Annotated in this window: 16 protein-coding genes and 1 pseudogene; 10 read left to right on the top strand and 7 right to left on the bottom strand. The window is 69.7% G+C overall.

The features are described from left to right. The first annotated feature begins 66 nt into the window (after nt 1-66). From acs to ACFJGU_RS03965, 7 genes are all read left to right on the top strand, one after another. Nucleotides 67-2067 carry an acetate--CoA ligase gene (gene acs / locus ACFJGU_RS03995; protein WP_382310258.1) on the top strand — a complete coding sequence of 667 codons (2001 nt, stop codon included), beginning with the start codon at nt 67-69 and terminating at the stop codon, nt 2065-2067. 196 nt (nt 2068-2263) lie between these two features. After that, nucleotides 2264-3601 carry an amino acid permease gene (locus ACFJGU_RS03990; protein ID WP_382307851.1) on the top strand — a complete coding sequence of 446 codons (1338 nt, stop codon included), beginning with the start codon at nt 2264-2266 and terminating at the stop codon, nt 3599-3601. A gap of 320 nt (nt 3602-3921) precedes the next feature. Continuing rightward, a complete protein-coding gene (nrdH, locus tag ACFJGU_RS03985; RefSeq protein WP_092557681.1) occupies nt 3922-4161 on the top strand; it encodes a glutaredoxin-like protein NrdH in 240 nt (79 codons plus the stop codon). A 5-nt stretch (nt 4162-4166) separates the two neighbouring features. Beyond that, the gene (nrdI, locus tag ACFJGU_RS03980) at nt 4167-4571 is read left to right on the top strand and encodes a class Ib ribonucleoside-diphosphate reductase assembly flavoprotein NrdI (RefSeq protein ID WP_382307849.1); all 405 of its coding nucleotides are present in this window, start codon (nt 4167-4169) and stop codon (nt 4569-4571) included. Further along, nucleotides 4556-6703 carry a class 1b ribonucleoside-diphosphate reductase subunit alpha gene (gene nrdE, locus ACFJGU_RS03975; RefSeq protein WP_382307847.1) on the top strand — a complete coding sequence of 716 codons (2148 nt, stop codon included), beginning with the start codon at nt 4556-4558 and terminating at the stop codon, nt 6701-6703. The genes nrdI and nrdE overlap by 16 nt, the downstream gene beginning before the upstream one ends. A 39-nt stretch (nt 6704-6742) precedes the next feature. Next, nucleotides 6743-7729 (top strand): class 1b ribonucleoside-diphosphate reductase subunit beta, encoded by a 987-nt coding sequence (gene nrdF, locus ACFJGU_RS03970; protein ID WP_382307845.1) that lies wholly within the window; start codon nt 6743-6745, stop codon nt 7727-7729. Nucleotides 7730-7999: 270 nt separating this feature from the next. Continuing rightward, nucleotides 8000-10084 carry a S8 family serine peptidase gene (locus tag ACFJGU_RS03965; protein ID WP_382307843.1) on the top strand — a complete coding sequence of 695 codons (2085 nt, stop codon included), beginning with the start codon at nt 8000-8002 and terminating at the stop codon, nt 10082-10084. Between the two features lie 114 nt (nt 10085-10198). On the opposite strand, the gene ACFJGU_RS03960 is transcribed toward ACFJGU_RS03965, so the two are convergent. Both ACFJGU_RS03960 and ACFJGU_RS03955 read right to left on the bottom strand, forming a co-directional pair. Then, on the bottom strand, nt 10199-10855 hold the full coding sequence (locus ACFJGU_RS03960; protein ID WP_382310256.1) for a DUF1349 domain-containing protein: 657 nt from the start codon (nt 10853-10855) through the stop codon (nt 10199-10201). A 9-nt stretch (nt 10856-10864) separates the two neighbouring features. Continuing rightward, nucleotides 10865-11827, bottom strand: a pseudogene (locus tag ACFJGU_RS03955) (2-hydroxyacid dehydrogenase); the annotation flags it as partial. Between the two features lie 104 nt (nt 11828-11931). Between ACFJGU_RS03955 and ACFJGU_RS03950 the strand changes: the two are divergent. Further along, the gene (locus ACFJGU_RS03950; RefSeq protein ID WP_382307841.1) at nt 11932-13035 is read left to right on the top strand and encodes a glycerate kinase; all 1104 of its coding nucleotides are present in this window, start codon (nt 11932-11934) and stop codon (nt 13033-13035) included. Nucleotides 13036-13039: 4 nt separating this feature from the next. Here the strand turns inward: ACFJGU_RS03950 and ACFJGU_RS03945 are convergent, their stop codons facing one another. After that, entirely contained in the window at nt 13040-14416 is a 1377-nt protein-coding gene (locus ACFJGU_RS03945; RefSeq protein ID WP_382307839.1) for a cellulase-like family protein, read from the bottom strand. Next, nucleotides 14413-17808: a DUF5107 domain-containing protein gene (locus ACFJGU_RS03940; RefSeq protein WP_382307837.1), complete on the bottom strand. Its 3396-nt coding sequence runs from the start codon at nt 17806-17808 to the stop codon at nt 14413-14415. The genes ACFJGU_RS03945 and ACFJGU_RS03940 overlap by 4 nt, the downstream gene beginning before the upstream one ends. A gap of 90 nt (nt 17809-17898) precedes the next feature. On the opposite strand from ACFJGU_RS03940, the gene ACFJGU_RS03935 reads away from it, so the two are divergent. Both ACFJGU_RS03935 and xylB read left to right on the top strand, forming a co-directional pair. Continuing rightward, nucleotides 17899-18762, top strand: a complete 864-nt coding sequence (locus ACFJGU_RS03935) for a helix-turn-helix domain-containing protein (protein WP_382307835.1) — start codon at nt 17899-17901, stop codon at nt 18760-18762. A 98-nt stretch (nt 18763-18860) separates the two neighbouring features. Next, nucleotides 18861-20294 carry a xylulokinase gene (xylB, locus tag ACFJGU_RS03930; protein ID WP_382307833.1) on the top strand — a complete coding sequence of 478 codons (1434 nt, stop codon included), beginning with the start codon at nt 18861-18863 and terminating at the stop codon, nt 20292-20294. A 64-nt stretch (nt 20295-20358) separates the two neighbouring features. On the opposite strand, the gene ACFJGU_RS03925 is transcribed toward xylB, so the two are convergent. The 3 genes from ACFJGU_RS03925 to ACFJGU_RS03915 form a co-directional block, all read right to left on the bottom strand. Continuing rightward, nucleotides 20359-21639, bottom strand: a complete 1281-nt coding sequence (locus tag ACFJGU_RS03925) for a sugar ABC transporter permease (RefSeq protein WP_382307831.1) — start codon at nt 21637-21639, stop codon at nt 20359-20361. After that, nucleotides 21636-22472, bottom strand: a complete 837-nt coding sequence (locus ACFJGU_RS03920) for an ATP-binding cassette domain-containing protein (RefSeq protein WP_382307829.1) — start codon at nt 22470-22472, stop codon at nt 21636-21638. The genes ACFJGU_RS03925 and ACFJGU_RS03920 overlap by 4 nt, the downstream gene beginning before the upstream one ends. A gap of 108 nt (nt 22473-22580) precedes the next feature. Continuing rightward, nucleotides 22581-23669, bottom strand: a complete 1089-nt coding sequence (locus ACFJGU_RS03915; RefSeq protein WP_382307827.1) for a sugar ABC transporter substrate-binding protein — start codon at nt 23667-23669, stop codon at nt 22581-22583. Nucleotides 23670-23714: the final 45 nt, after the last annotated feature.

Here is a 23714-nt window from a genome sequence, read left to right as displayed (position 1 = left end):
TCAACGAGGAGATCTCCTGTGGCCGAGGATTCGCGCACCACCGCCCCCGACGGGCCCCGCATCACCCTGCAGGACGTCGCTCCTCAGGAGGCCGGTCACGTCTTCGACAATCTGCTGCACGAGACCCGCACCTTTCCCCCGAGCGACGACTTCGCCGCCCAGGCCAACCTCGGAGCGGAGGCCTACGAGCGCGCCGCCGCCGATCCCGAGGCGTTCTGGGCCGAGCAGGCCCGCCACCTCAGCTGGGTGACGCCCTTCACCGAGGTGCTCGACTGGTCGAACCCGCCCCACGCCCGCTGGTTCGGCGACGGCACCCTGAACGTGGCCTACAACTGCGTCGACCGGCACGTCGAGTCGGGTCACGGCTCGCAGATCGCCCTGCACTGGGTGGGGGAGCCGGGCGACACCCGCGACATCAGCTACGCCGAGCTGAAGGACGAGGTCTCGCGTGCGGCGAACGCGCTCGCCTCGTTGGGGCTCGTGGCCGGCGATCGCGTGGTCATCCAGCTGCCGATGATCCCCGAGGCCGTGATCTCGATGCTCGCCTGCGCGCGGCTCGGGCTCGTGCACAGCGTGGTCTTCGGCGGCTTCTCTCCCGCCGCGTTGCGGGCGCGGGTCGACGACGCCGAGGCGCGGCTCGTCATCACCTCCGATGGGCAGTACCGCCGGGGCGCCTCCGCACCGATGAAGGCCAACGTCGACGAGGCGCTGGAGGGCGCCTCGACGGTCGAGCACGTGCTCGTGGTGGAGCGCGTCGGCGGTGCGACCACCGATCTGGTGCCGATGACCGAGGGGCGCGACCTCTGGTGGCACGACGTCGTCGACGGTCAGTCGGCGTCGCACGAACCCGAAGCGTTCCCGGCGGAGCATCCGTTGTTCATCCTCTACACCAGCGGCACCACGGGAAAGCCCAAAGGCATCCTGCACACCAGCGGCGGCTACCTCACGCAGACCTCCTACACGCACCGTGCGGTGTTCGACCTCAAGCCCGACACGGATGTCTATTGGTGCGGCGCCGACGTCGGCTGGATCACCGGCCACAGCTACATCGTCTACGGTCCGCTCGCCAACCGCGTCACGCAGGTGATGTACGAGGGCACGCCGAACACGCCGCACGAGGGCCGGCACTTCGAGATCATCGAGAAGTACGGGGTGACGATCTACTACATCGCGCCCACGCTCATCCGCACCTTCATGAAGTGGGGCGACCAGATCCCGGGCGCCTACGACCTGTCGTCGCTGCGGGTGCTCGGCTCGGTGGGTGAGCCGATCAACCCCGAGGCCTGGATGTGGTATCGCACGAACATCGGCGGCGACCGTGCCCCGATCGTCGACACCTGGTGGCAGACCGAGACCGGCGCCATCATGGTGGCGCCGCTGCCCGGTGTCACCGCCACGAAGCCCGGATCGGCCCAGCGCGCGCTGCCCGGCCTCTCGGTGCAGGTGGTCGACGAGCAGGGTGCCCGGGTGGAACCCGGCGAGGGCGGCTACCTGGTGATCGACAAGCCGTGGCCGTCGATGAGCCGCGGCATCTGGGGCGACCCGGAGCGGGCCAAAGAGGTCTACTGGGACCGCTTCGCGGCGCAGGGCTACTACTTCGCCGGCGACGGCGCGAAGTACGACGCCGACGGAGACGTCTGGCTGCTCGGCCGGGTCGACGACGTGATGAACGTCTCCGGTCACCGCATCTCCACCATGGAAGTGGAGTCGGCGCTGGTGTCGCATCTGGCCGTGGCCGAGGCCGCGGTGGTGGGCGCGGCCGACGAGACCACGGGCCAGGCGATCGTCGCCTTCGTCATCCTGCGCGGCGCCAGCGACACGCTCGGGGCCGACCAGGAGGCGATCGTGGCCGGTCTGATGAAGCACGTCGCGTCGGAGATCGGGCCGATCGCGAAGCCCAAGCGCATCCTCGTGGTGCCCGAGCTGCCGAAGACCCGCTCGGGCAAGATCATGCGGCGCCTGCTCCGGGATGTCGCCGAGAACCGCTCGGTGGGGGACACGGCGACGCTCGCCGACACCTCGGCGATGCGCGTCATCACCGAGAGCCTGCGGGGCCGCGAGGGCTAGGCGCCGTCGTTTCGGGAGGAACAACGTCGAACGAAGCCCGTATACGGGGTTCGTCGCACGTAGCTCCTCCCGAAACGGAGGACGCCAGCAAGAGGAGCCGCTGAGAAGGTCGACCGGGCCGGGATTGGCGGAAAACGCTCGTCGAGTGGCGGAAGAGCCGTTCCGCTGTGCCTCACGTGTGCGGAATGCTGGGCGGATGGCAACCGCACCGCCCGCTCCCGCCGCGTCCGGCGACCCCGCGACGGGTGAGGGTCCCACATCCGGCGACGCGGCCGGGCACGCGCCGAGCGTCGGGCTCGCGCAGGGGACGGCGCTGTACATCGCAGCCGTGCTCGGCACCGGCATCCTGGTGCTGCCGGCACTCGCGGCCGAGGCGGCAGGTCCTGGCTCCATCCTCGCCGTCATCGCATTGATCGGGCTCTCGATCCCGCTGGCCGGCACCTTCGCGGCGCTCGCGGCGCGGTTTCCGGATGCCGGCGGCGTGGCCACGTTCGTCCGTCTCGCGCTCGGGCCGACGGCCGCGCGCATGTCCGGGTACTGGTTCTTCTTCGGTGTCACCGTGGGCGCTCCCGTGGTGGGGCTCCTCGGCGCCGAGTACGTGGTGGCGGTGCTCGGGATCGAGCGCTGGGTGGCGCTCGTGCTCGCTCCGGTGCTGCTCGTTCCGCCGTTCATCCTGAACGCCTTCGGCCTGCGCTTCTCCGGCAGGGCGCAGCTCGTGCTCTCGGGCCTGCTCGTGGTGATCGTGGTGGGTGTCGTCGCGGTCGCCGCCCCGGCCTCGCAGGCGTCGAACTTCAGTCCACTCCTTCCGCACGGGTGGGCCGGTGTCGGTCTGGCGGTGAGTCTGTTCGTCTGGGCGTTCGCCGGTTGGGAGGCCGTGACGCACATCGCGGGGGAGTTCACGAGGCCGCGCCGCACCATCCCGCTCGCGACGGCGATCGCGATCGTCGTGGTGGGCGCGTGTTACCTGGGGCTCCAGATCGTGACGGTCGGCGTGCTCGGCGATCGGGCCGGGTCGAGCCCCGTTCCACTGCTCGACCTCGTGGCCGAGACGGCGCCGGCCTGGGGGAAGTACGTGGTGGCCACCATCGCGGCCATCGTGGCCCTGGGAGTGGTGAACACCTACGTGGCCGCTCTCGCCAACCTCGGCGCATCACTCGGCCGTGACGGTCATCTGCCGCGATGGTTCGCCAAGGGGGCGGAGGCCGGAGGGGTCCCCCGACGCGCGCTCCTGCTCGTCGCCCTGCTGGTGGCGCTGTACTTCGCCGCCTTCTTCGTGACGGGCGGGGTGCTCACGCCCTTCATCCTCATCCACACCTCGAGCATGGTGTCGGTGTACGCGCTCGGGGTGGTGGCGGCGCTGCGTCTGCTGCCGCGGTTCGGACTGGGATGGTGGTTCGCCGCGGTCTCCACGGTGCTCGTCGCGGGGCTCATCCTGCTCGCCGGAGCGAACCTGTTGGTGCCCCTCGTGCTCGCCGTCGCGGCAGTCGTGGTCACCGTCGTGCAGAGGGTGCGCGCGACACGCCCGACACGCTGAATGTCGGTGGTCGGATTTATCCTCAGGGGTGAGGGTGGATGCTGTCCACAGGCGACCGCAGAAGGCCGGAAATCCGCCATTCAGGCTGTGGATGAAAGGGTCGGAAAGATGTGCACAGATGTGGATGACCTGTGGATAATTACACGGGTGTAACACTTCATCTAGGGGTGCTCGATATCGCGACCAACTATATGTAGTATTGAACTCCCGGCGCAGAGAAGCCACGAAAGCAGTGGATTTCCACGGGGTTGGAGTGGATACGGCGCCGGTCAACTCAAGATTTCACAACCTTCAAATCCTTCGAGAAAGGTGCATTCCTTATGGCAATCACGGTGTACACGAAGCCTTCCTGTGTCCAGTGCACTGCGACCTACCGTGCCCTCGAGAACAAGGGTCTCGAGTTCGAGATCTTCGACCTCTCGGTCGACGAGAAGGCCCTCGAGACCGTCAAGGAACTCGGCTACCTGCAGGCCCCCGTCGTCATGACCTCCGAGGGCGACCACTGGTCGGGCTTCCGTCCCGACAAGATCGAGGAACTGGCGCGCGCAGCGGCCAGCTGAGTCCGGTGTCCGACGACCTCGTCTATTTCTCGAGCGTCTCCGGCAACACGCGGCGCTTCGTCGAGTCGCTCGGTCGGCCGGCTACGCGCATCCCCCTCTACGCCCGCGAAGAGAAGCTCCAGGCGACCAAGCCGTACGTGCTGGTGCTCCCCACTTATGGCGGGGGCAACGGTCAGGGCGCGGTTCCCAAGCAAGTGATCCAGTTCCTCAACGACGAGGGCAACCGATCGCTCATCCGCGGTGTCATCGCCGCGGGCAACACCAATTTCGGCGAGGCCTACTGCCTTGCGGGCGACATCGTCGCGCGCAAAACAGGGGCGCCCCTGCTCTATCGATTCGAAGTATTCGGAACCCCGGATGACCGTGAGGCCGTCCAGATCAGATTGGACACACTGTGGAAGCAACACTGATCGACGCGCCGACGGCCGCGCCGGCGCTCGACTACCACTCGCTGAACGCGATGCTGAACCTCTACGACGAGAACGGACTGATCCAGTTCGACAAAGACAAAGAGGCCGCGAAGCAGTACTTCCTGCAGCACGTCAACCAGAACACCGTCTTCTTCCACAACCTCAAGGAGCGCCTCGACTACCTCGTCGAGAAGGAGTACTACGAGAAGGAGGTGCTCGACCAGTACTCGTTCGAGTTCATCCAGCAGCTCAACGACCTGGCCTACTCGAAGAAGTTCCGCTTCGACACCTTCCTCGGCGCCTTCAAGTACTACACGAGCTACACGCTGAAGACCTTCGACGGCAAGCGCTACCTCGAGCGCTTCGAAGACCGCGTGGTGATGACCGCGCTCGGCCTGGCGCAGGGCGACGAAGAGCTCGCCACCAACCTGGTGGAGGAGATCATCGGCGGCCGCTTCCAGCCGGCCACCCCCACCTTCCTCAACACCGGCAAGGCGCAGCGCGGCGAGCTGGTCTCCTGCTTCCTGCTCCGCATCGAGGACAACATGGAGTCGATCGCTCGCGGCATCAACTCCGCGCTGCAGCTCTCCAAGCGCGGCGGCGGCGTGGCGCTGCTGCTGTCGAACATCCGTGAGGCCGGCGCGCCGATCAAGCAGATCGAGAACCAGTCCTCGGGCATCATCCCCGTGATGAAGCTGCTCGAAGACTCCTTCAGCTACGCGAACCAGCTCGGCGCCCGCCAGGGTGCGGGTGCGGTGTACCTCTCGGCCCACCACCCCGACATCATGCGGTTCCTCGACACCAAGCGCGAGAACGCGGACGAGAAGATCCGCATCAAGACGCTCTCGCTCGGTGTCGTCGTGCCCGACATCACCTTCGAGCTCGCGAAGAACGACGAGGACATGTACCTCTTCTCGCCCTACGACGTCGAGCGCGTCTACGGCGTGCCCTTCGGTGACATCTCGGTCACCGAGAAGTACCGCGAGATGGTCGACGACCCGCGCATCCGCAAGACCAAGATCAAGGCCCGCGAGTTCTTCCAGACCCTCGCCGAGATCCAGTTCGAGTCGGGCTACCCGTACATCATGTACGAAGACACCGTCAACAAGGCGAACCCCATCAAGGGCCGCATCAACATGTCGAACCTGTGCTCGGAGATCCTGCAGGTCAACACGCCCACGACCTACAACGAGGACCTCTCGTACGCGTCGATCGGCAAGGACATCTCCTGCAACCTGGGCTCGCTGAACATCGCGCTCACCATGGACTCGCCCGACTTCGGCCGCACCGTCGAGACCGCCATCCGCGGCCTCACCTCGGTGTCGAACCAGTCGCACATCGCCTCGGTGCGCTCGATCGAAGACGGCAACGACAAGACGCACGCCATCGGCCTCGGTCAGATGAACCTGCACGGCTACCTCGCCCGCGAGCGCGTCTACTACGGCTCGGAAGAGGGTGTCGACTTCACGAACATCTACTTCTACACCGTGCTGTTCCACGCACTACGGGCCTCCAACGCGATCGCCATCGAGCGCGGCGAGAAGTTCGACGGCTTCGACGACTCGACCTACGCGAGCGGCGAGTTCTTCGACAAGTACACGGATGCGCCCTGGGTGCCGGCGACGGCTCGCGTGGCGGAGCTGTTCGAGACCTCGAACATCCACATCCCGACGCAGGAGGACTGGCTGGCGCTGAAGGCGTCGATCCAGGAGCACGGCATCTACAACCAGAACCTGCAGGCGGTGCCGCCGACCGGGTCGATCTCGTACATCAACAACTCGACCTCGTCGATCCACCCGGTGGCGTCGAAGATCGAGATCCGCAAGGAAGGCAAGATCGGCCGCGTCTACTACCCGGCGCCGTTCCTCACGAACGACAACCTGGAGTACTACGACGACGCGTACGAGATCGGCGCCGAGAAGATCATCGACACCTACGCCGCGGCCACGCAGCACGTCGACCAGGGTCTGTCGCTCACGCTGTTCTTCAAGGACACGGCGACCACGCGCGACATCAACAAGGCCCAGATCTACGCCTGGCGCAAGGGCATCAAGACCATCTACTACATCCGTCTCCGCCAGCTCGCCCTCGAGGGCACGGAGATCGATGGCTGCGTCAGCTGCATGCTGTAGTCGGCGCCCGCCTCATCCTCCTGTGAACTGGAAAAGATCATGACCCCTCCTCCCTCCGAGCCGCTGAAGCTGCTCAACACAGTGCAGGCCATCAACTGGAACCGCATCCAAGACGATAAAGACGTCGAGGTGTGGAACCGGCTGGTGAACAACTTCTGGCTGCCCGAGAAGGTGCCGCTGTCGAACGACGTGCAGTCGTGGGCCACGCTCACGCCGGCCGAGCAGACGCTCACCATGCGGGTGTTCACAGGGCTGACCCTGCTCGACACGATCCAGGGCACCGTGGGTGCCGTGTCGCTCATCCCGGATTCGCTGACGCCGCACGAAGAGGCCGTCTACACGAACATCGCGTTCATGGAGTCGGTGCACGCCAAGTCGTACTCCTCGATCTTCTCGACGCTGTCGAACACGAAGGACATCGACGAGGCGTTCCGCTGGTCGACTGAGAACCCGAACCTGCAGAAGAAGGCCTCGATCGTCCTCGACTACTACCACGGCGACGAGCCGCTGAAGCGAAAGGTCGCCTCGACGCTGCTCGAGAGCTTCCTGTTCTACAGCGGCTTCTACCTGCCGATGTACTGGTCGAGCCGGGCGAAGCTCACGAACACGGCCGACCTCATCCGTCTCATCATCCGTGACGAGGCGGTGCACGGCTACTACATCGGCTACAAGTTCCAGCGCGGACTCGAGCTCGTCGACCAGGCCAAGCGCGACGAGATCAAGGACTACACCTTCTCGCTCATGTACGACCTCTACGAGAACGAGGTGCAGTACACGCAGGATCTCTACGACGAGGTGGGTCTCACCGAAGACGTCAAGAAGTTCCTGCACTACAACGCGAACAAGGCGCTGATGAACCTCGGCTACGAGCCGATGTTCCCGAAGACGGTGACGGACGTGAACCCCGCCATCCTCTCGGCTCTCTCGCCGAACGCCGACGAGAACCACGACTTCTTCTCCGGGTCGGGTTCGTCGTACGTCATCGGCAAGGCCGTGAACACCGAAGACGAGGACTGGGACTTCTAGGTCTCGCGCCCGTCTTTCCGACGCCCTCCGTCGCGCTGCTCGTCAGCTGTGGCGGAGGGCGTCGTCGTTTCCAGCTGGGGCCCGAGGCGCTGATAGGGTCGTCGGACGGATCGAGTGCAGGGGGAGTTCGTGGGGTTTTCGTCGCGCCGGAAGAGGGGGAGCAGCGGGACCGGGCGAGGGGTCGGCCGCACTGCCGGCGTTCTCGTGGCGGTTGTGGTGATGGGTGGATCCTTCGGGGTCGCGTCGGCCGCTGTGGCCGAGGTGGGACCCGTGACGGGGGGCGACTCCGAGCTCTCGCCGCGACTGCATCAGGTGAGCGAGTTGCAGGTGTCGACCGATCCGATTCGGGGTACGGAGGAACTCGTCGCCGCCTCCGGCGAGCTCGGCGTGGCGGAGTCCGGGCCCGGGAGTCTGCAGCTCGACGCCGACGGGCGGGTCGCGGTGACCGTGCGGTACTCCGCCGGACCGGATGACGCCGACGTCGCCGCCCTGGCAGCGCTCGGGGTCGTGCACGCCGCGTCCGCGCGCTTCGGGCAGGCCAGCGCTTCCGTCGCGCCCGCGGACCTCGACGCCGTCGCCGCGCTGCCGAACGTGACGACCGTGGTGGAGGCGCTCGCGCCCGCCGTCGGCCGCTCGGCGTTCACGGATGGGGCATCCGCCTCCGTCATCTCGGCCGCGACTGCCGCCGCTCCCGCGGAGTCGTGCCGTACGGTTCCCGTCAATCTCGCCGCACCGCTCGGCGCCGCCGTGGCCGCCCACGATTTCGGCGTCGACGGAAGCGGAGTGACGGTCGGCGTCATCTCCGACTCCTTCGACCGCGATCCCAGCGCCCTCACCACTCCCGACGACGACGTCGCAGCCGGGGTGCTCCCGGGCCCCGGCAACCCGTGCGGCTTCGAGACGCCCGTCGAGGTCGTGCACGAGGCATCCGCCGACGCGACGGACGAAGGCCGGGCGATGGCTCAGCTGGTGCACGGCATCGCGCCGGGCGCGCGCATCCTCTTCGCCTCCGCCGGGCAGGACGACCTCACCTTCGCCACCGCGATCGCCGACCTGGCGGATGCCGGAGCCGACGTGATCGTCGACGACATCACGATGCTCAGCGACCCGTTCTTCCAGGACGGCCCGATCGGCGTCAGCATCCGCGACGTCGAGCGCCACGGCGTCGCGTACCTCGCGGCGGCGGGCAACTTCACGGCCCTGGGTGCGACCGGCTACCCGAGCGCGGGACTGCCGATCAGCTCCTGGGCGACGGAGGCCTACCGCCCCGCCCCCTGCCCGACCGACGTGCTCACCGAACTCGCCGCGCAGGATGTCGCGAGCGCCGATTGCATGGACTTCGACCCGGGCGAGGGCGTCGACGCGACCGACGGCATAGTGTTCTCGGCGACCCCCGACGGCGCCGCGGTGACGTTCGCCCTGCAGTGGGCGGAGCCGTTCGGCGCGGCACAGGGCACGTTCCGCTTCGCACTGGTGCGCCCCGACGGCGGCGTCGATCTCGGCCCCGCGAACGCCTCGGGCCTTCCCACCGTGATCGGGGCCACGGGCACGGTCGAGGGTGCTTACGACTTCGTGATCGTGCGCGACACCTCGCTCGGCGCATCCGCCCTCGTGACGCCGGCGATGAAGCTCCTCCTCGCGCGGGCCGATCCCTTCCTGCGGGCCGTGGAGCACAGCTCCTCCAAGGGCGGTGACGTCGTGGGACCCACGATCACGGGGCACGCCGGCGCCCCGCAGACCATCGCGGTCGCCGCCTCGCCGTACGACTCACCCCTGGCGGTCGAGTACTACTCGTCGGGCGGCCCGACCACGACCTACTTCCGCTACGACCCGGATGTCTCTCCCGTCGCGACGCCGCTGCCGGAGCCGATCGTGACGTCCAAGCCCGACGTCACGGGCGTCGACGGTGGGTTCACGACCTTCTTCGGCAGCTCGGTCGGCCCCGGGGTCTACGCCTTCTACGGGACCTCGGCCGCATCTCCCGCGGTGGCCGCGGTCGTCGCCCTCGGCCGTGAACTGCGACCGGAGGCGTCTCTCGAGACGGTGCGGACGGCGCTGAGTCAGACGGCGGTTCCGTTGGCCAGCCCGCTGCCGTCGGTTTTCGAGCCGCGCAACATCGTGGGTGCGGGACTCGTGGACTCCGAGAGGTTCCTGGCCGCGCTGAAGGCGTCCGCGCCGGTGCCCGCGCCTCAGCCCGACCCGGTCCCGGCGCCGGCCGCGGTCGCGGCGCCGCCCCAGCTCGCGGCGACCGGTTCCGCCCCGGAGATCCTGCCGCTCACGATCCTGGCTCTGCTGCTGGCGGCAGCGGGCGGTTCGCTGATCCTGACGCGGCACATCCGTTCCCGCGGGGTCTGACGCGTTTTCGGGAGGAGCTGCGCGTCACGACGGTCATATACAACCTTCGTTGCACGCAGCTCCTCCCGAAGCGACGTCGAGAGGTGCGCCGAGAGGCGCGGTGGGCGGGGCGGATCAGTGCAGGGCGGCGTCGGGTGCGGTGACGCGCCAGGCGTGGAACCGCACCGTGAGGTCGGCGCGCGACGGGGCCGAGACGAGCGGACCTGCCCAGGCCACCGCATCCGGCGGGAAGGGCAGCACGCGCACCAGGCGCAGGGGCTCGTCGTCGACGCGGGCGCGGAGGGTCACGGCGTCGCCGGTCCAGCTGGCGCGGATCGTCACGTGGCGCCCCTTCCACGACGGCACCGGCGCGAGCGACCAGTCGGAGGTCGGGGCCGTGACCACGGCGCCGAGCTGGAGACTGCCCTCCGAGAACTCGAGCCCCGCCTTCACCCAGCGGTCGTCGGCGATGCGCAGGAACAGGCCGGCCTGGTCGAACTGCCCCTCGAAATCGGCCGTGAACTCGACCTCGACTGCGGAGTCGCGGGCGAACGGCGTCAGGAGTGCGTGTTCGGTGTCGTGCACGAACCCGTAGGAGGTGGTGCGCCAGGCGTCGCTGCCCTCGACCGCGGTGACCAGAAGGTCGGGGCCGTCGGCGACGGATGCGGCGGGTGGCGTCGTCCAGACGCCCTCCGACCACGGGACGGTCCGCGGGGTGTTGACGGCGTCGGTCGAGTCCGCGGCGTCGGTGGATGCGGATGCATCCTCCGTGCTCGCCGCACCACTCTCCACCGGCGTGACCGCGGCCCGACCGGCCAGAACGGCTGCCACGTTCTGCACGGCCAGCGACGCCATCCGTTCGCGGGTCGCGATCCCCGCACTCCCGATGTGCGGCACGGTGACGACGTTCGGCAGGGCGAGAAGGCCGGCCGAGACCGTGGGCTCCCATTCGTAGACGTCGAGGCCGGCGGCACCGATCACGCCGTCGCGCAACGCCTCCACCAGCGCCTGCTCATCGACGATCGGGCCGCGGGCGGTGTTGATGAGGATGGCCGACGACTTCATCGCCGCCAGCTCGGCCGCTCCGATCAGATGCCGCGTCGACGGCGTGAGTGGGCAGTGGAGGCTCACGACATCGCTCTCCGCGAGGAGCTCCGGCAGCGTCACGGGCCGGATGCCGAGTGCCGCCGCCTCGGGCGACGTGGCCCGCGATCCCGTGGCGATGATCGTCATGTCGAAGGCAGCCGCACGCCGAGCGACGGCGAGACCGATGCGCCCCAGTCCTACGATTCCGAGGGTCGCGCCGCCCGACACGTCGAGGCCGACGAACAGGTCGGGTTCCCACTGCCACTCGTTGCCCGCGCGCACGAATCGGTCGGCCTCCACCACCCGCCGCGACGTCGCGAGCAGCAGGGCCAGCGTGAGATCGGCCGTCGCGTCGTCGAGCACGCCCGGGGTGTTGGTCACCACGATGCCGCGCTCGCGGGCTGCGGCCAGGTCGACGTTGTCGTAGCCGACCGCGTAGTTGGCCACGACCTTCAAGGCCGGGCCCGCGGCATCCATCACCTCGGCGTCGATGCGGTCGGAGAGCAGGCAGATGATGCCGGATGCCCCGCGCACGCTCTCGAGGAGATCCCTCCGCGGCTGCCCGGTGGGGCCTGTGTACACGGTCGTGGGCAGCCCCGTCGCGGCGAGCTCCGCGGCCGCCTGAGCCGGCAGTTCGAAGGTGACGTGGACGTGAGCGGCAGCGCTGTCGGAACCCATGCGTCCACTCTTCCGTCTCGCGCCGAGAACACAAAACCCGCGGCGATTTGACACCTCGTCGGCCGTCATGAGGTGATGGGCAGGTGAGTCGTCGTCGAGTTGTCGTGGCCCCCGATTCGTTCAAAGGAACGGCGACGGCGATCGAGGTCGCCGACAGCCTCGCCGCGGGGTGGCGGGAGGTGCATCCGCAGGACGACGTGCAGTGTCTTCCGATGGCGGACGGAGGCGAGGGTGCGCTGGACGTGTTCGCGATCGCTCGGCCCGATGCCCGCCGGATGCCCGTGACGGTCACCGGCCCCGACGACCGCGCCGTCGAGGCCTACTGGCTGCTCCTGCCCGGCCCCGGCGGTGGTGCGGCCGGCGGCACCGCGGTGGTGGAGCTCGCCAACACGAGCGGCATCACCCTGCTGAACCCACTGCGCCCGCTCGAGGCCCATTCGATCGGGTTCGGGCAGGCGATCCGTGCCGCCCTCGACGCCGGGGTCGACCGCCTCGTGCTCGCGATCGGCGGCAGCTCCTCGACCGACGGCGGTGCGGGAGTGCTACAGGTGCTCGGCGCCCAGTTCGTGGGAGCCGACGGCGTGCCCGTGCCTTCGGGCAACGGCGGTCTCGGCGCGGTGGTGCGGACGTCGTTCGAGGGACTGGTGCCTCTGCCGCCCGGTGGGGTCAGCGTGCTGAGCGATGTCACCAATCCGTTGCTCGGCCGTCTGGGGGCGGTGGCGGTGTTCGGTGCGCAGAAGGGCATCGGCGACGGGCTCGCACATCAGGCCGAGCTGAACCTGGAGAACTTCGCGACCGTCGTCACGGAGGCGCGGGGCACCGATCCTCACCTTCCCGGCGCCGGCGCGGCCGGCGGCGTGGGGTTCGGCCTGGTGGCGTGGGGAGCCGAGCTCACGGCGGGGGCCGCCGCGGTCGGGTCGGAGGTGGGGCTGCCGGCACTGATCGCCGACGCCGACATCGTGCTCACCGGCGAGGGCCGCTACGACCACCAGTCGGAGTCGGGCAAGGTCCCGAGCTATGTGCGGGGCCTGGCTCGGGAGGCCGGTGCCCGCACCGGTCTCGTGGCGGGAGCGGTGCAGGCGACCCCGCGCGATTTCGACGCGGCGGTGTCGCTCACCGAGCTGGCCGGCAGCGGCGAGGCCGCGATGTCCGACACACGGCACTGGCTCCGCGAAGCCGGGAGACGCCTGGCCGAGGAGCTGGGTTAGGCGCTCAGCGAGCGAGGATCAGCGCGTTCGTCGCGCGCTGCCAGCCCTCATCCGCCCACATCGGATGGTGCGGCGCCGCGTTGGAGCAGAGGACCATGCCCCACACCCCGTGGTCGAGGGCGGTGCGGATACCGTGCTCGGCGAGCGCCCGGCCCACCGGCCCCTCCTCGAAGGTGCCGTGCAGCGGGGTGTAGCCGATCCAGCCCTCGCCGATCACCGCGGGCACGCCCTTCCAGCGTGCCCACTCGGCGATCGCGATCGTCCGCGACTCGATCTCGCGCAGCATCACCTCCCGGTAGGGCTCGTAGTGCTCGACGAGCCATTCGTCCCAGGCGGCCGCGTCGACCCAGTCGTAGCCGTAGATCATCTGGTCGGTGACGACCGTGGCGCGGTACTTCCACTCGGCCGCCCGTCCGTACTCGGCGGGAGTCGGCGCATCCGGCACGAGGAGCGACGAGAGCATCGCGTTGGGGAAGCCCTCGCTGCCCTCGGAGCGGATGTCGACGAGCTTCTGCAGGGCGTCGAGCACCCCGTAGCTGTAGACGTGGAACTGCGCGGCGCCGAGTCCTTCGGGCACCTGGTGCATCGCCAGGTGCGGGGGTTTGCCGTAGCTCGCGGTGATGAGGAGATCGGGATGCGCCCTCCGCAGCCGCACGACCTCGGCCGCACCCCCGGTGCCGGCGTCGGCACCCTCGCCGAGCGGCGGAAGGAGGGAGAAATCCACCTCGTTGTGCAGTTCGACGAGCGCGATGGTGTCGCGGTGGCCGGCCTCGGTGAGGAAGTTGATCATCCGGTTCCAGGATGCCCCGAGAAGGGAGTAGCGGAGGGTCAGCGGTACCGCGGCGATGGCCTCGAACCAGTCGCTCGACCGGGCGAAGGCGGGTGACTGCTGGTACTCCCAGCTCGCCAGGACGACCACGAGGCCGTGCCGTTCGGCCGCCTCGAACAGCTCGAGCAGGCGGTCGCGGAGGTCGAGACGGTAGCCGCCCGGAGTGTCGTACCAGCGGGTGCGCTGCCCGAAGAATCCTCCGTGAGGCGACGCCCCGAGCCCTTCGATCTCGAGGTCGGCGGCCAGGGCGTCGAGCGGCCGGCCCGCGGCCTCCAGACCGCTGAACAGCAGCAACGGTGCCGCGCAGATGCGGATGGCGTTGTAGCCGAGGTCGGCGGCCCGGGCGCAGGCGGCGTCGAGGTCGGCGAAGGGGCCGCCGGGCTCGGCGCGGGTGTACCAGGAGAAGTCCCAGAGCGTGATGGTGAGGCGCTGCGGGAGGTGGGCGGGAACCGGCCCGGTGAGGGCGGCCACGTCGCTCGTGTCGGGTTCGGCACCCGCCCCGAGGTATCGCCGTGCGGAGGGCGTGTCGGCAGGATGCTGCTCGGCGCTCATGCGGCATCCTCCCCTCGCGAGAGCGTGCGGCCTCTCCGAGCCCAGTCTCGCAGTTCACCCGCGGTGCGGACCCGGGCGGCTGCGGTGTCGGTGTCGAAGAGCAGGAGCTCCGGCAGCGACGTCGCGAAGTAGTCGGTCTGCGGGCGCTCGCGCTCGAGGGCGTCGGCCTGCTCGTCGAGCGCCGTCCAGATCCGCTCCGCCGCCTCGGTCTCGTCCAGCCGCAGGTGCGCGACCCCGGTCCAGTAGTCGGCGGCCTCCGCGGGCCGGGGGGCGACGGCGAGCGGCCCGCCGCCCGAGCGGGCCCGCTTCCAGGCGGCGACCGCGGCCGCCGTGTCGCCGGTGCGTTCGAGCGCGTCGCCGAGGAGCAGGAAGCGCTCCGCGACACTGTCGGCCGGATGCCGGCCCTCGCCGAGGTTCGCGGGCACGTCGATGCCCGAGCGGAGCAGCTCGACCGCGGCGCGCGCATCCGTGTCGATCAGGGTGCGGGCGATCGAGAGCGTCGCACGGTCGTAGACGGCGATCGCCTTGCCCTCGCCGCCCTCGAACGGCTGGAAGCGACGGGTGGAGAGGATGCGCAGAGCGTCGTCGACGCGGTCCTCCGCCAGCAGCAGGTCGAGGTAGCCGAGGGTGAGGTCGTCGCGCACGAACACCCGCGGATCGTGCCGCTCGATGGCGGCCAGACGCTCGGCGATCGGGATGCCGCGAACGCTCGCGAGAAGGTCGCGCTCGAACACGAGGCGTGGGTCGTCGGGGCTCAGCTCGAGGGCGCGCGCGAAATAGGCGTCGGCGGCCTCCGCGTCGCCGCCGGTGTTGACGGTCGCGACGGCGGCGTTCCGCCAGGCGACCGGATCGGCCGACCCGTTCGCGAGGGCGTTCTCGAGAGCGACCCGCGCATCGGCCGTGCGACCCGCGTCGAGCAGCCAGGCGCCGAGGAGCGCCGGGGCGACGGGATCGGATGGGTCGACGGCGATCGCGGCGACGAGGGCGTCGTGCTCGTCGAGCCCCGCCGGGAAGGCGTAGGTGGAGTCGGCGGCTCGCGCGCCGGCGCGTTCGGCGGCCGCGGAGGCCCCGGCATCGGAGCCGCCCCGAGCGGTGAGCCAGGTGGCCCGGAGATAGTGCGTGAGCGGCACCGGGTTGCCGAACGTCGTGGGAGCGCGGCGCTCGCCGGGAGCGGGCGTAGCCCGGTCGGATGCCTCCGCCGGAGCCGCGACGAGCGTCTCCGTGAGGGCCAGGGCCTCGTCCCAGTGCCCGGCTCGCGCCAACCCGGTCGCCACCAGGAGCGGGGTCTTCGGGTCGATGGCCGCGAGACGTCCGGCCAGCGCGAGCGCCACCGGGTCGAGCGGGTCGACATCGAGCGTCTCGTCGAGCAGCCAGAACGCCTCCGTGTCGCGTCCCAGCCGGCGCGACGCCAGGATCGCGAGGTGCCGGGCCTCCGGACTCTCCGAGTCGAGGCGGCGGGCGTCGTCGGCGTGGGCCCGGGCCTCAGCGGGGCGACCGGCACGCAGCGCCAGCCGGGCCAGGGCGAGGTGAGCGGGATGCGCCCACGCGGCATCCCAGGCGGATTTCGCGAAGCGGTCGGCGGCCGCGTCGAACTCGCCCTGCCGTTCGAGCACGAGTCCGAGACGGTAGCTCGCCTCGCCGCTGGCGGGATTGAGGTTGCGCCGCGTGAGCCGCTCCAGGGCGCCCTCGAGCAGCCGGCGCGCACGGTCGTACTCGCCGCGACGGTGATGTCCGGCCGCCAGCGCCACGGACGCCCGGGAGTCGAGCGGATCGCGCCGCAGCACCTCCTCGAAGTAGGGGACGGGGGAGCGGGTGGGATGCCGGTACTGCACCAGGTGCACCCCCGTCAGGTAGAGCTCGTCGACGCTCTCGATGTCGCCGGGCAGCGGCGGCTCGGTCGCCACCCAGGGTTCGGCGTCGGTCTCACCGGCCTCGCCCGGGCCATCCGTCGTCGGCCGGGGCTGCCAGGCGATCAGCTCCTGTCCGTCGGCCAGCACCCGCAGGGTCAGCTCGTCGTCGCGCACGGCGACGCTCTCGCCGCCGATTGTCGTCGTGTCGACGAAGGGCTGTGCCGGCGACAGCGCGGTCTCCCACTCGGTCACGACCTGCCCGCGCAGCTCCAGCACCACCCGCGCCCGCTCCTGCACGACCGCACTCGACACCCCGACCCGTACGTCCACGCCGTCAGTTGCCACTGAACCGCGCTCCACGCCTAGGCTGACTGCGATCTCGCGCGTCGCCTGCTGTGCGGGGCCCAGCTCCCGGATCGGGAACCAGAACTGGCTGAACCGCCGCGTCTCGCCTGGCGCCAGGTAGCTGAAGTCGGGCTGGTTGTCGGTGTAGACGCCGGCCATGAGCTCGACGTAGGGCCCGTCGTTGTCGGTGAGTTGCGCATCCCAGGCCCGGCCGATCGGTCCGTCGCCCCAGGTCCACTGCTTCTTGCCCGGCGCGATCGCGCGGTCGGCCCAGTGCACGAACCCTGCCCGGGCGTCGTGGTCGTAGCCGCCGAAGAAGCTGTCCCGGGTGTCCGTGATCATGTAGGAGGTGGGCACGGGGATGTTGCCGTAGAAGTCGAGGCGGTCGGCATCCGGATGCTCGGCGTCGGCCAGTGCCGGGTAGTCGACTCCGTAGTAGGGCCGGTCGGCGCGCGGGAACGCGGTGATCGCGCGGCGCGCATGGTCGGCCACGTAGTGCACGTCGGTGGGGAAGAAGGACTGGTAGTCGCCGTCGGAACGCGCCGCCACGTTCGCCCACCAGAGGAAGGTCTGCGGCTCGTCGGTGCGGTTGTGCAGCCGCGCCGCGACCTCGATCACCGAGCTGTCACCCCGCAACCGCACGCCGTGACTGCCGCGCATGCGCTGCAGGGGGTCGAGGTCGGAGTGCCAGACGGTGACGTCGCCGGCATCCGTCCGCTCGATCGCGGTCTCGACGGGCAGGAAGGTGCCGGGGCGGTGGTGCTGGGGCCAGTTGAACTCGACGCCGCCGGAGATCCACGGGCCGGCCAGGCCCACGAGCGCCGGCTTGATGACGTTGTTGCGGTAGAAGAAGTCGTAGCCGTTCGTCTTGTCGTAGCCGATGTGGATGCGGCCCCCGATCTCGGGCAGGAGCATCAAGCGCACCCACTGGTTCTCGAGGTGGATGGCCTGCCACAGCCGCGGAACCGGCTCCTGGGCGATCCGGTCGACGAAGGGGATCGGGTAGACCCGCCCGCTCGAACCCTGATACACCCGCCGGTCGAGGAAGAGCGGATAGCGGTCGGGCTCGGCCGGTTCGTAGGTGCCGATCTCCACCGGCTCGCTCCAACAGGCGACGCCGCCCTCGTCGAGCACGGCCTGCTGGTCGGCGGGAGCGTGGGGGAGTCGGATGCGTGCGGAGTCGTCGTCGATGGTCACAGCGTCGAGAGTAAGCAGCGCCGCACCCGCGATCCATGGCAGATGATGGCCGAAGTATGGATGATCCGCTGGTGTGGCAGACTGGCGCGCATGGAACGCGCTGTCGGCTTCGAGAACCAGCGTCTCTGCGTGGTGCCGCGACCGCTCATCGCCGAGGCGCTGGCCCGGCCGGTGACCCGGCGCCTCGTCGTCACCGACGCCGGGTACTTCCCCCAGGCGGATGCGCACGGGCGCCACCGCCCGGCCGGCGCGGAGGAGACGATCGTGATCGTCTGTGTCGCGGGCTCGGGCTGGGTGGAATCGAGCGGAACGCGCATCCGCGTGGCCTCGTCGACCGCCATCGTGATCCCGGGTGGCCAGCCCCATTCCTACGGCGCCTCGGACGACGATCCATGGACGATCTGGTGGTGCCACGTGCGCGGGAGCGATGTGCCGGAGCTGGTCGAGGCGGCCGGCATCGACCCCGCCCGCATCACGGTCTCGCTTCGCGCCGTCGATCGCATCACGGCGATGCTCGACGAGATCGTCTCGGCGCTCGAACGCGACCAGTCGCCCGCGCGGCTTCTCGCCACCGCGGGCATGGCGTGGCGGATGCTCACCCAGCTCGCCGTCGACCGGAGCCTGCCCGAGCAGGGCGAGCCGCTCGAGCGGGCGCTGCACTACCTGGAGCAACGCATCGACGGCACCATCCGGGTGCCCGAGTTGGCCGCGCTGGTGGGGGTGTCGTCGTCGCATCTCAGCACCCTCTTCCGCGACGCGACCGGCGGCGGGGTGCTCGCCCACCACACGGCCCTGAAGATGGCCCGGGCCCGACAGCTGCTCGACACCACGACGCTGCCGATCGCGGAGGTCGGCCGGGAGGTCGGGATGCGCGACCAGTTCTACTTCTCCCGGCAGTTCCGCCGCACGCACGGGGTGAGTCCCTCGGCGTACCGCGCTCAGCACAAGGGCTGACCCGCTCCTTCTGGCGTGCCTTTGCGTGCGCGGCGACGGTGGAATATGTTGTCAACGAGAACTTTTAGGCTCACCCCGAACAGCCCCAGGAGACACCAATGACGCTCGTCGCCGGCATCGACTCGTCCACGCAGAGCTGCAAGGTCGTCATCCGCGACCTCGACACCGGGGCCCTCGTGCGCCAAGGCCGCGCGGCGCATCCGTCCGGCACGGAGGTGGACCCCCAGGCCTGGTGGGAGGCGCTCGCCGTGGCCCTCGCCGAAGCGGGCGGAGTCGACGACGTCGCGGCCATCGCGATCGCGGGGCAGCAGCACGGCATGGTGGTGCTGGATGCCGCGGGAGAGGTCATCCGCCCCGCCTTGCTCTGGAACGACACCCGCTCCGCCGGGGCCGCCGCCGACCTGATCTCCGAGTTCGGCGCCGCCGACCTGGCCGCGCGAACCGGCTCGGTGCCGGTCGCCTCCTTCACCGCGACCAAGCTCCGCTGGCTGCGCGATGCCGAACCGGAGGCGGCCGCCCGGGTCGCCGCGGTCGCCCTGCCGCACGACTGGCTGACCTGGCGTCTGCGCGGCTACGGCCCGGCCGCCGTCAGCCCACTCGGGCCCGTGCTCGAGGAACTCGTGACCGATCGCTCCGACGCGAGCGGCACCTCGTACTGGAACCCCAACACCGACGCGTACGACCGCCAACTGCTGGTGGCCGCGCTCGGTCACGACGCCGTGCTGCCCCGGGTGCTCGGGCCCGCCGAGCCGGCCGGAACCACCGTCGAGTTGGCGGGCACCGGGCTTCCCGCCGTCCCCGCTGGGATCGTGGTGGGCCCGGGTGCCGGCGACAACGCCGGGGCGGCCCTCGGACTCGGCGCCACCGAGGGAGACGTCGTCGTCTCGATCGGCACCAGCGGCACGGTCTTCGCGGTCACGGGCGCGCCGTCGGCCGACGAGAGCGGCACGGTCGCCGGGTTCGCGGATGCCTCCGGCGCCTTCCTCCCGCTCGTCGCCACCCTGAACGCGGCACGCATCCTCGACTCCACCGCCGCTCTGCTCGGCGTCGACCACGCCACGCTCGGCACCCTCGCGCTCGCCGCGGAACCGGGAGCCCGAGGCCTCGTGCTGCAGCCCTACTTCGAGGGCGAGCGCACCCCGAACCTCCCCGACGCCACGGCCACGCTCTTCGGCATGACGCTCGCCTCCACCACCCGCGAAGGACTCGCCCGCGCGGCCATCGAGGGCTTGCTCTGCGGCCTGGCCGACGGCCTGGACGCGCTTCGCCGGGTCGGCGTCGAGCCCTCCCGCATCCTGCTCATCGGGGGAGCGGCGTTGAACCCCGCCGTGCAGGCCATCGCGGCACAGGTGTTCGACGTGCCCGTCACGGTGCCCGAGCCCGGCGAGTACGTCGCCGACGGAGGTGCGGTGCAGGCGGGCTGGGCGCTCACCGGCACGCGGCCGACGTGGGCGGTCTCGACGGCGGCGACCCCCGCTCCCGACTTCCGCCCCGTCATCCGGCAGCAGTACGCCGCCCGCGCGGCTCGCTGAACGCAGCAAACGACGGACGCCCCGCCCACCGCGAGGCGGGGACGGGGCGTCCGGCAGCGGATGCTCAGGCGCGGCCCGCAGCGCGACGCGAGCGCCGCGAGAGCGAGTCGACGATCACGGCGAGCAGCAGCACGATACCGGTGATCATGTAGCGCACCGAGGAGTCGAGGTTCAGCAGCGTCAGGCCCGACGAGATCGACTGGATGACGACGATGCCGAGCAGAGCCGAGAACGCCGATCCGCGTCCACCGAAGAGCGAAGTGCCGCCGATGACCGCCGCCGCGATGGCGTTCAGGTTGATGTCCCCACCGCCTGAGCCCTGGTTCGCCGCCGCCAGACGGGAGGCCGCGAGCAGGCCGCCGACGATCGCGAGGGTCGAGCAGAGCACGAACACCGACATGTAGATGCGGTTCACCCGGATGCCCGACCGCCGTGCCGCCTCGACGTTGCCACCCACCGCGAACACCGCGCGACCCCAGCGGGTGCGGGTGAGCGCGTAGTTGAAGATGAGCACGAGGGCGAGGAAGAACACGAACATCGCGCCGACGCCGCGGGTGAGGTTGAGGTACCACGCGGCCGCGCCGAGGAGCACCAGGAGTACCACGCTCCGCACGATGATCGAGCCCGCCGACATCGCCGAGAGGCCGGCCGCCGTGCGCCGTCGCGCCTGCGACACGAGCTGCCACGCGTAGACCGCGACGAACAGCACGATCAACAGGTAGGAGACCCAGGCCGGCAGGAACCACTGCTGCGCGAACTGCACCAGGAAGGAGTCGAACGGGATGTTGATCGATCCGGTGGGCCCCAGCACCCAGAGTTGCAGACCCAGGAAGCCGAGCAGGCCCGCGAGGGTGATCACGAAGCTCGGCACGCCGAAGCGCGTGTAGAGGAATCCGTAGAGCAGCCCGATCACGACGCCGACGGCGAGCGCGAGCAGGATCGAGAACACGGGGTTCCAGCCCTGCTGCACGAAGGTGACGGCGAGGATCGCCGCTCCCAGCCCGCTGACCGAGCCGACCGACAGGTCGATCTCGCCGAGCAGCAGCACGAGCACGATGCCGATCGAGATCGTGCCCACCGCGGCGCACTGCAGCGTGAGGTTCACCAGGTTGGTGCTCGAGAGGAAGTTCGGGTTGAGGATCTGGAACACGGCCCAGATGACGATCAATCCGATGATGACCGGGAGGGTTCCGAGGTCGCCGCCGCGCACGCGGGAGAAGAAGGCGCGCACGGCGCCGCCCGCACCCGCGTTGTGGATGAGGCGCTCGTCCTGCAGGTCGGTGGCGAGGGTCGATGCCGTCGCGTCCTGGGCGAAATCCGTCGCCGACGATTTCGTGTCGCTCATTCCGAGGCCTCCGTGACGATGGACGTTGAAGCGGTCTTGTGTGCCGCGCGGCGGGTGACCGCGTTGTCGCTGGCCCCGGTGATCGCGGCGATGATGGTCTCGCTCGTGACGTCGGCGACGCGGAAGTCGCCGTTGTTGCGGCCGAGACGGAGCACGACGACGCGGTCGGCGACCGCCTGCACGTCGGCGATGTTGTGGCTGATCAGGATGACGCCGAGCCCGCGTTCGCGCAGGCGCTCGATCAGGTTCAGCACCTCGGCGGTCTGCGCCACGCCGAGAGCGGCGGTGGGCTCGTCGAGGATGACCACGCTGGGTTCGCCGATCAGCGACCGGGCGATCGCGACCGTCTGCCGCTGGCCGCCGGAGAGGGAGGCGATGGGGGTGCGCACCGAGGGGATCTTGGCGCTGAGCTCCCGCAGCAGGGTCCAGGAACGCTTCTCCATCTCGACCTCGTCGAGGGAGCCGTTGTGGGTGAGCTCCCGGCCGAGCCAGAGGTTGGCCACGACGTCGAGGTTGTCGCAGAGCGCGAGGTCCTGGAACACGGTCGCGATGCCGAGCTGCTTCGAGTCGGCCGGGCTCGCGATCGTGACCTTGTTGCCCTCGAACTCGATCGTCCCGCCGTCCGGCGGGTGCACCCCGGCGAGGATCTTCACGAGGGTCGACTTGCCGGCCCCGTTGTCACCGACGATCGCGACGACTTCGCCCGCGTGCACATCCAGTTCGATGTCGGTGAGGGCTTGGATGGCACCGAACTTCTTTCCGACCCCGCGCAACGCGAGGATGTGATCCCCCGGGCGGTTCCGTTCGGTGGTGGGCTGTGACGTCAGCGTCATGTTCGTTCCCTTGTTGTTGTCAGGAAGGTAGCAGACACGGGTGCTGACCGGAACGGAGGGTTCCGGTCAGCACCGTGTCGTGCATTTCGTGATCGGTATCGCGCGCCGTTACTTGATGTTGGCCGCGGCGCACGCGTCGGCGTACTCGGCGGTGCAGATGTCGTCGACGGTGTAGAACCCGTCGGCGACGACCGTGTCCATGATGTTGTCGATGGTCACGACCACCGGGTCGAGCAGCGTGGCGGGGGTGCCGTCCACGTCGGTGTCACCCGAGACCGTGTCGCCGTTGGCGAGGGACACGGCGATCTCCGCCGCCTTCTCGGCCTCCTGCTTGATGGCCTTGTAGATGGTCATGTACTGGTCACCGGCGACGATGCGCTGGATGCCGGCGAGCTCCGCGTCCTGACCGGTGATGACCGGCCACGGGGTGACGTTCGCTGCCTTCAGCGCGGCGACCGCTCCACCCGCGGTGCCGTCGTTCGCGGCGTAGACGCCGGAGATCTGACCCGGGAACTGCGTGATCTGGCCGGCCACCCAGTCCTGGGCCTTGTCGGGGCTCCAGTCGGGGGTGTCGAACTCGGCGAGCACCTTGATGCCCGAGGGGTCGATCTCGCTGTGCGCGCCGGACTTGAACAGCGCGGCGTTGCCGTCGGTGGGCGATCCGTTGACCATCAGGATGCCGCCGGTGGCGCCGTCGCTCTTCAGCTTGTCGACGATCGACTTGCCCTGCAGCTCGCCGACCTTCTCGTTGTCGAAGGAGATGTAGTAGTCGAGCTTGCCGCCCGCGACCAGACGGTCGTAGGAGACCACCGGCACGCCCTGGGCGTTCGCGGCCGAGACGATGCTCACGGCGGCCTCGGCGTCGACCGGGTCGAGCACGAGCACCTTGGCGCCGGAGGTGAGCGCCGATTCAGCCTGCTGCTGCTGCTTCGAGGCGTCCTGGTCGGCGTTGGAGTAGAGCACCTCGCCGCCGCCGAGGTCCTTGACCTTGGCCTCGAACAGGGGGCGGTCGAACTGCTCGTAGCGAGCGGTCTTCGACTCGGGCAGGAGCAGCGCGATCTTCGCGCCGTCTCCGCTGTCGCCGCTTCCCGCGGAGTCGGTGCTCGTTCCCGAACCGCCTCCGGCACACGCCGAAAGGGCTCCCGCCGCGACGAGGAGTCCGGCAGCCAGGAATGTGAGTTTCTTGGTGGTCTTCATTGATTTACCTCTCACTGGACCGCCCTCATTGGCGGTTTTGACCGA

This window comes from Herbiconiux sp. UC225_62, assembly GCF_042694625.1.
GTDB lineage: Bacteria > Actinomycetota > Actinomycetes > Actinomycetales > Microbacteriaceae > Herbiconiux.
This window is presented reverse-complemented; position numbering and strand designations above follow the sequence as displayed.

What these genes read in the sequence shown, in the direction of transcription:
- ACFJGU_RS03935 (WP_382307835.1), top strand. Translation starts at nt 17,899, where the DNA reads ATGGAACGCGCTGTCGGCTTCGAGAACCAGCGTCTCTGCGTGGTGCCG.
- ACFJGU_RS03945 (WP_382307839.1), bottom strand. Translation starts at nt 14,416, where the DNA reads ATGAGCGCCGAGCAGCATCCTGCCGACACGCCCTCCGCACGGCGATAC.
- ACFJGU_RS03990 (WP_382307851.1), top strand. Translation starts at nt 2,264, where the DNA reads ATGGCAACCGCACCGCCCGCTCCCGCCGCGTCCGGCGACCCCGCGACG.
- xylB (WP_382307833.1), top strand. Translation starts at nt 18,861, where the DNA reads ATGACGCTCGTCGCCGGCATCGACTCGTCCACGCAGAGCTGCAAGGTC.
- ACFJGU_RS03915 (WP_382307827.1), bottom strand. Translation starts at nt 23,669, where the DNA reads ATGAAGACCACCAAGAAACTCACATTCCTGGCTGCCGGACTCCTCGTC.
- ACFJGU_RS03920 (WP_382307829.1), bottom strand. Translation starts at nt 22,472, where the DNA reads ATGACGCTGACGTCACAGCCCACCACCGAACGGAACCGCCCGGGGGAT.
- ACFJGU_RS03925 (WP_382307831.1), bottom strand. Translation starts at nt 21,639, where the DNA reads ATGAGCGACACGAAATCGTCGGCGACGGATTTCGCCCAGGACGCGACG.
- nrdH (WP_092557681.1), top strand. Translation starts at nt 3,922, where the DNA reads ATGGCAATCACGGTGTACACGAAGCCTTCCTGTGTCCAGTGCACTGCG.
- nrdF (WP_382307845.1), top strand. Translation starts at nt 6,743, where the DNA reads ATGACCCCTCCTCCCTCCGAGCCGCTGAAGCTGCTCAACACAGTGCAG.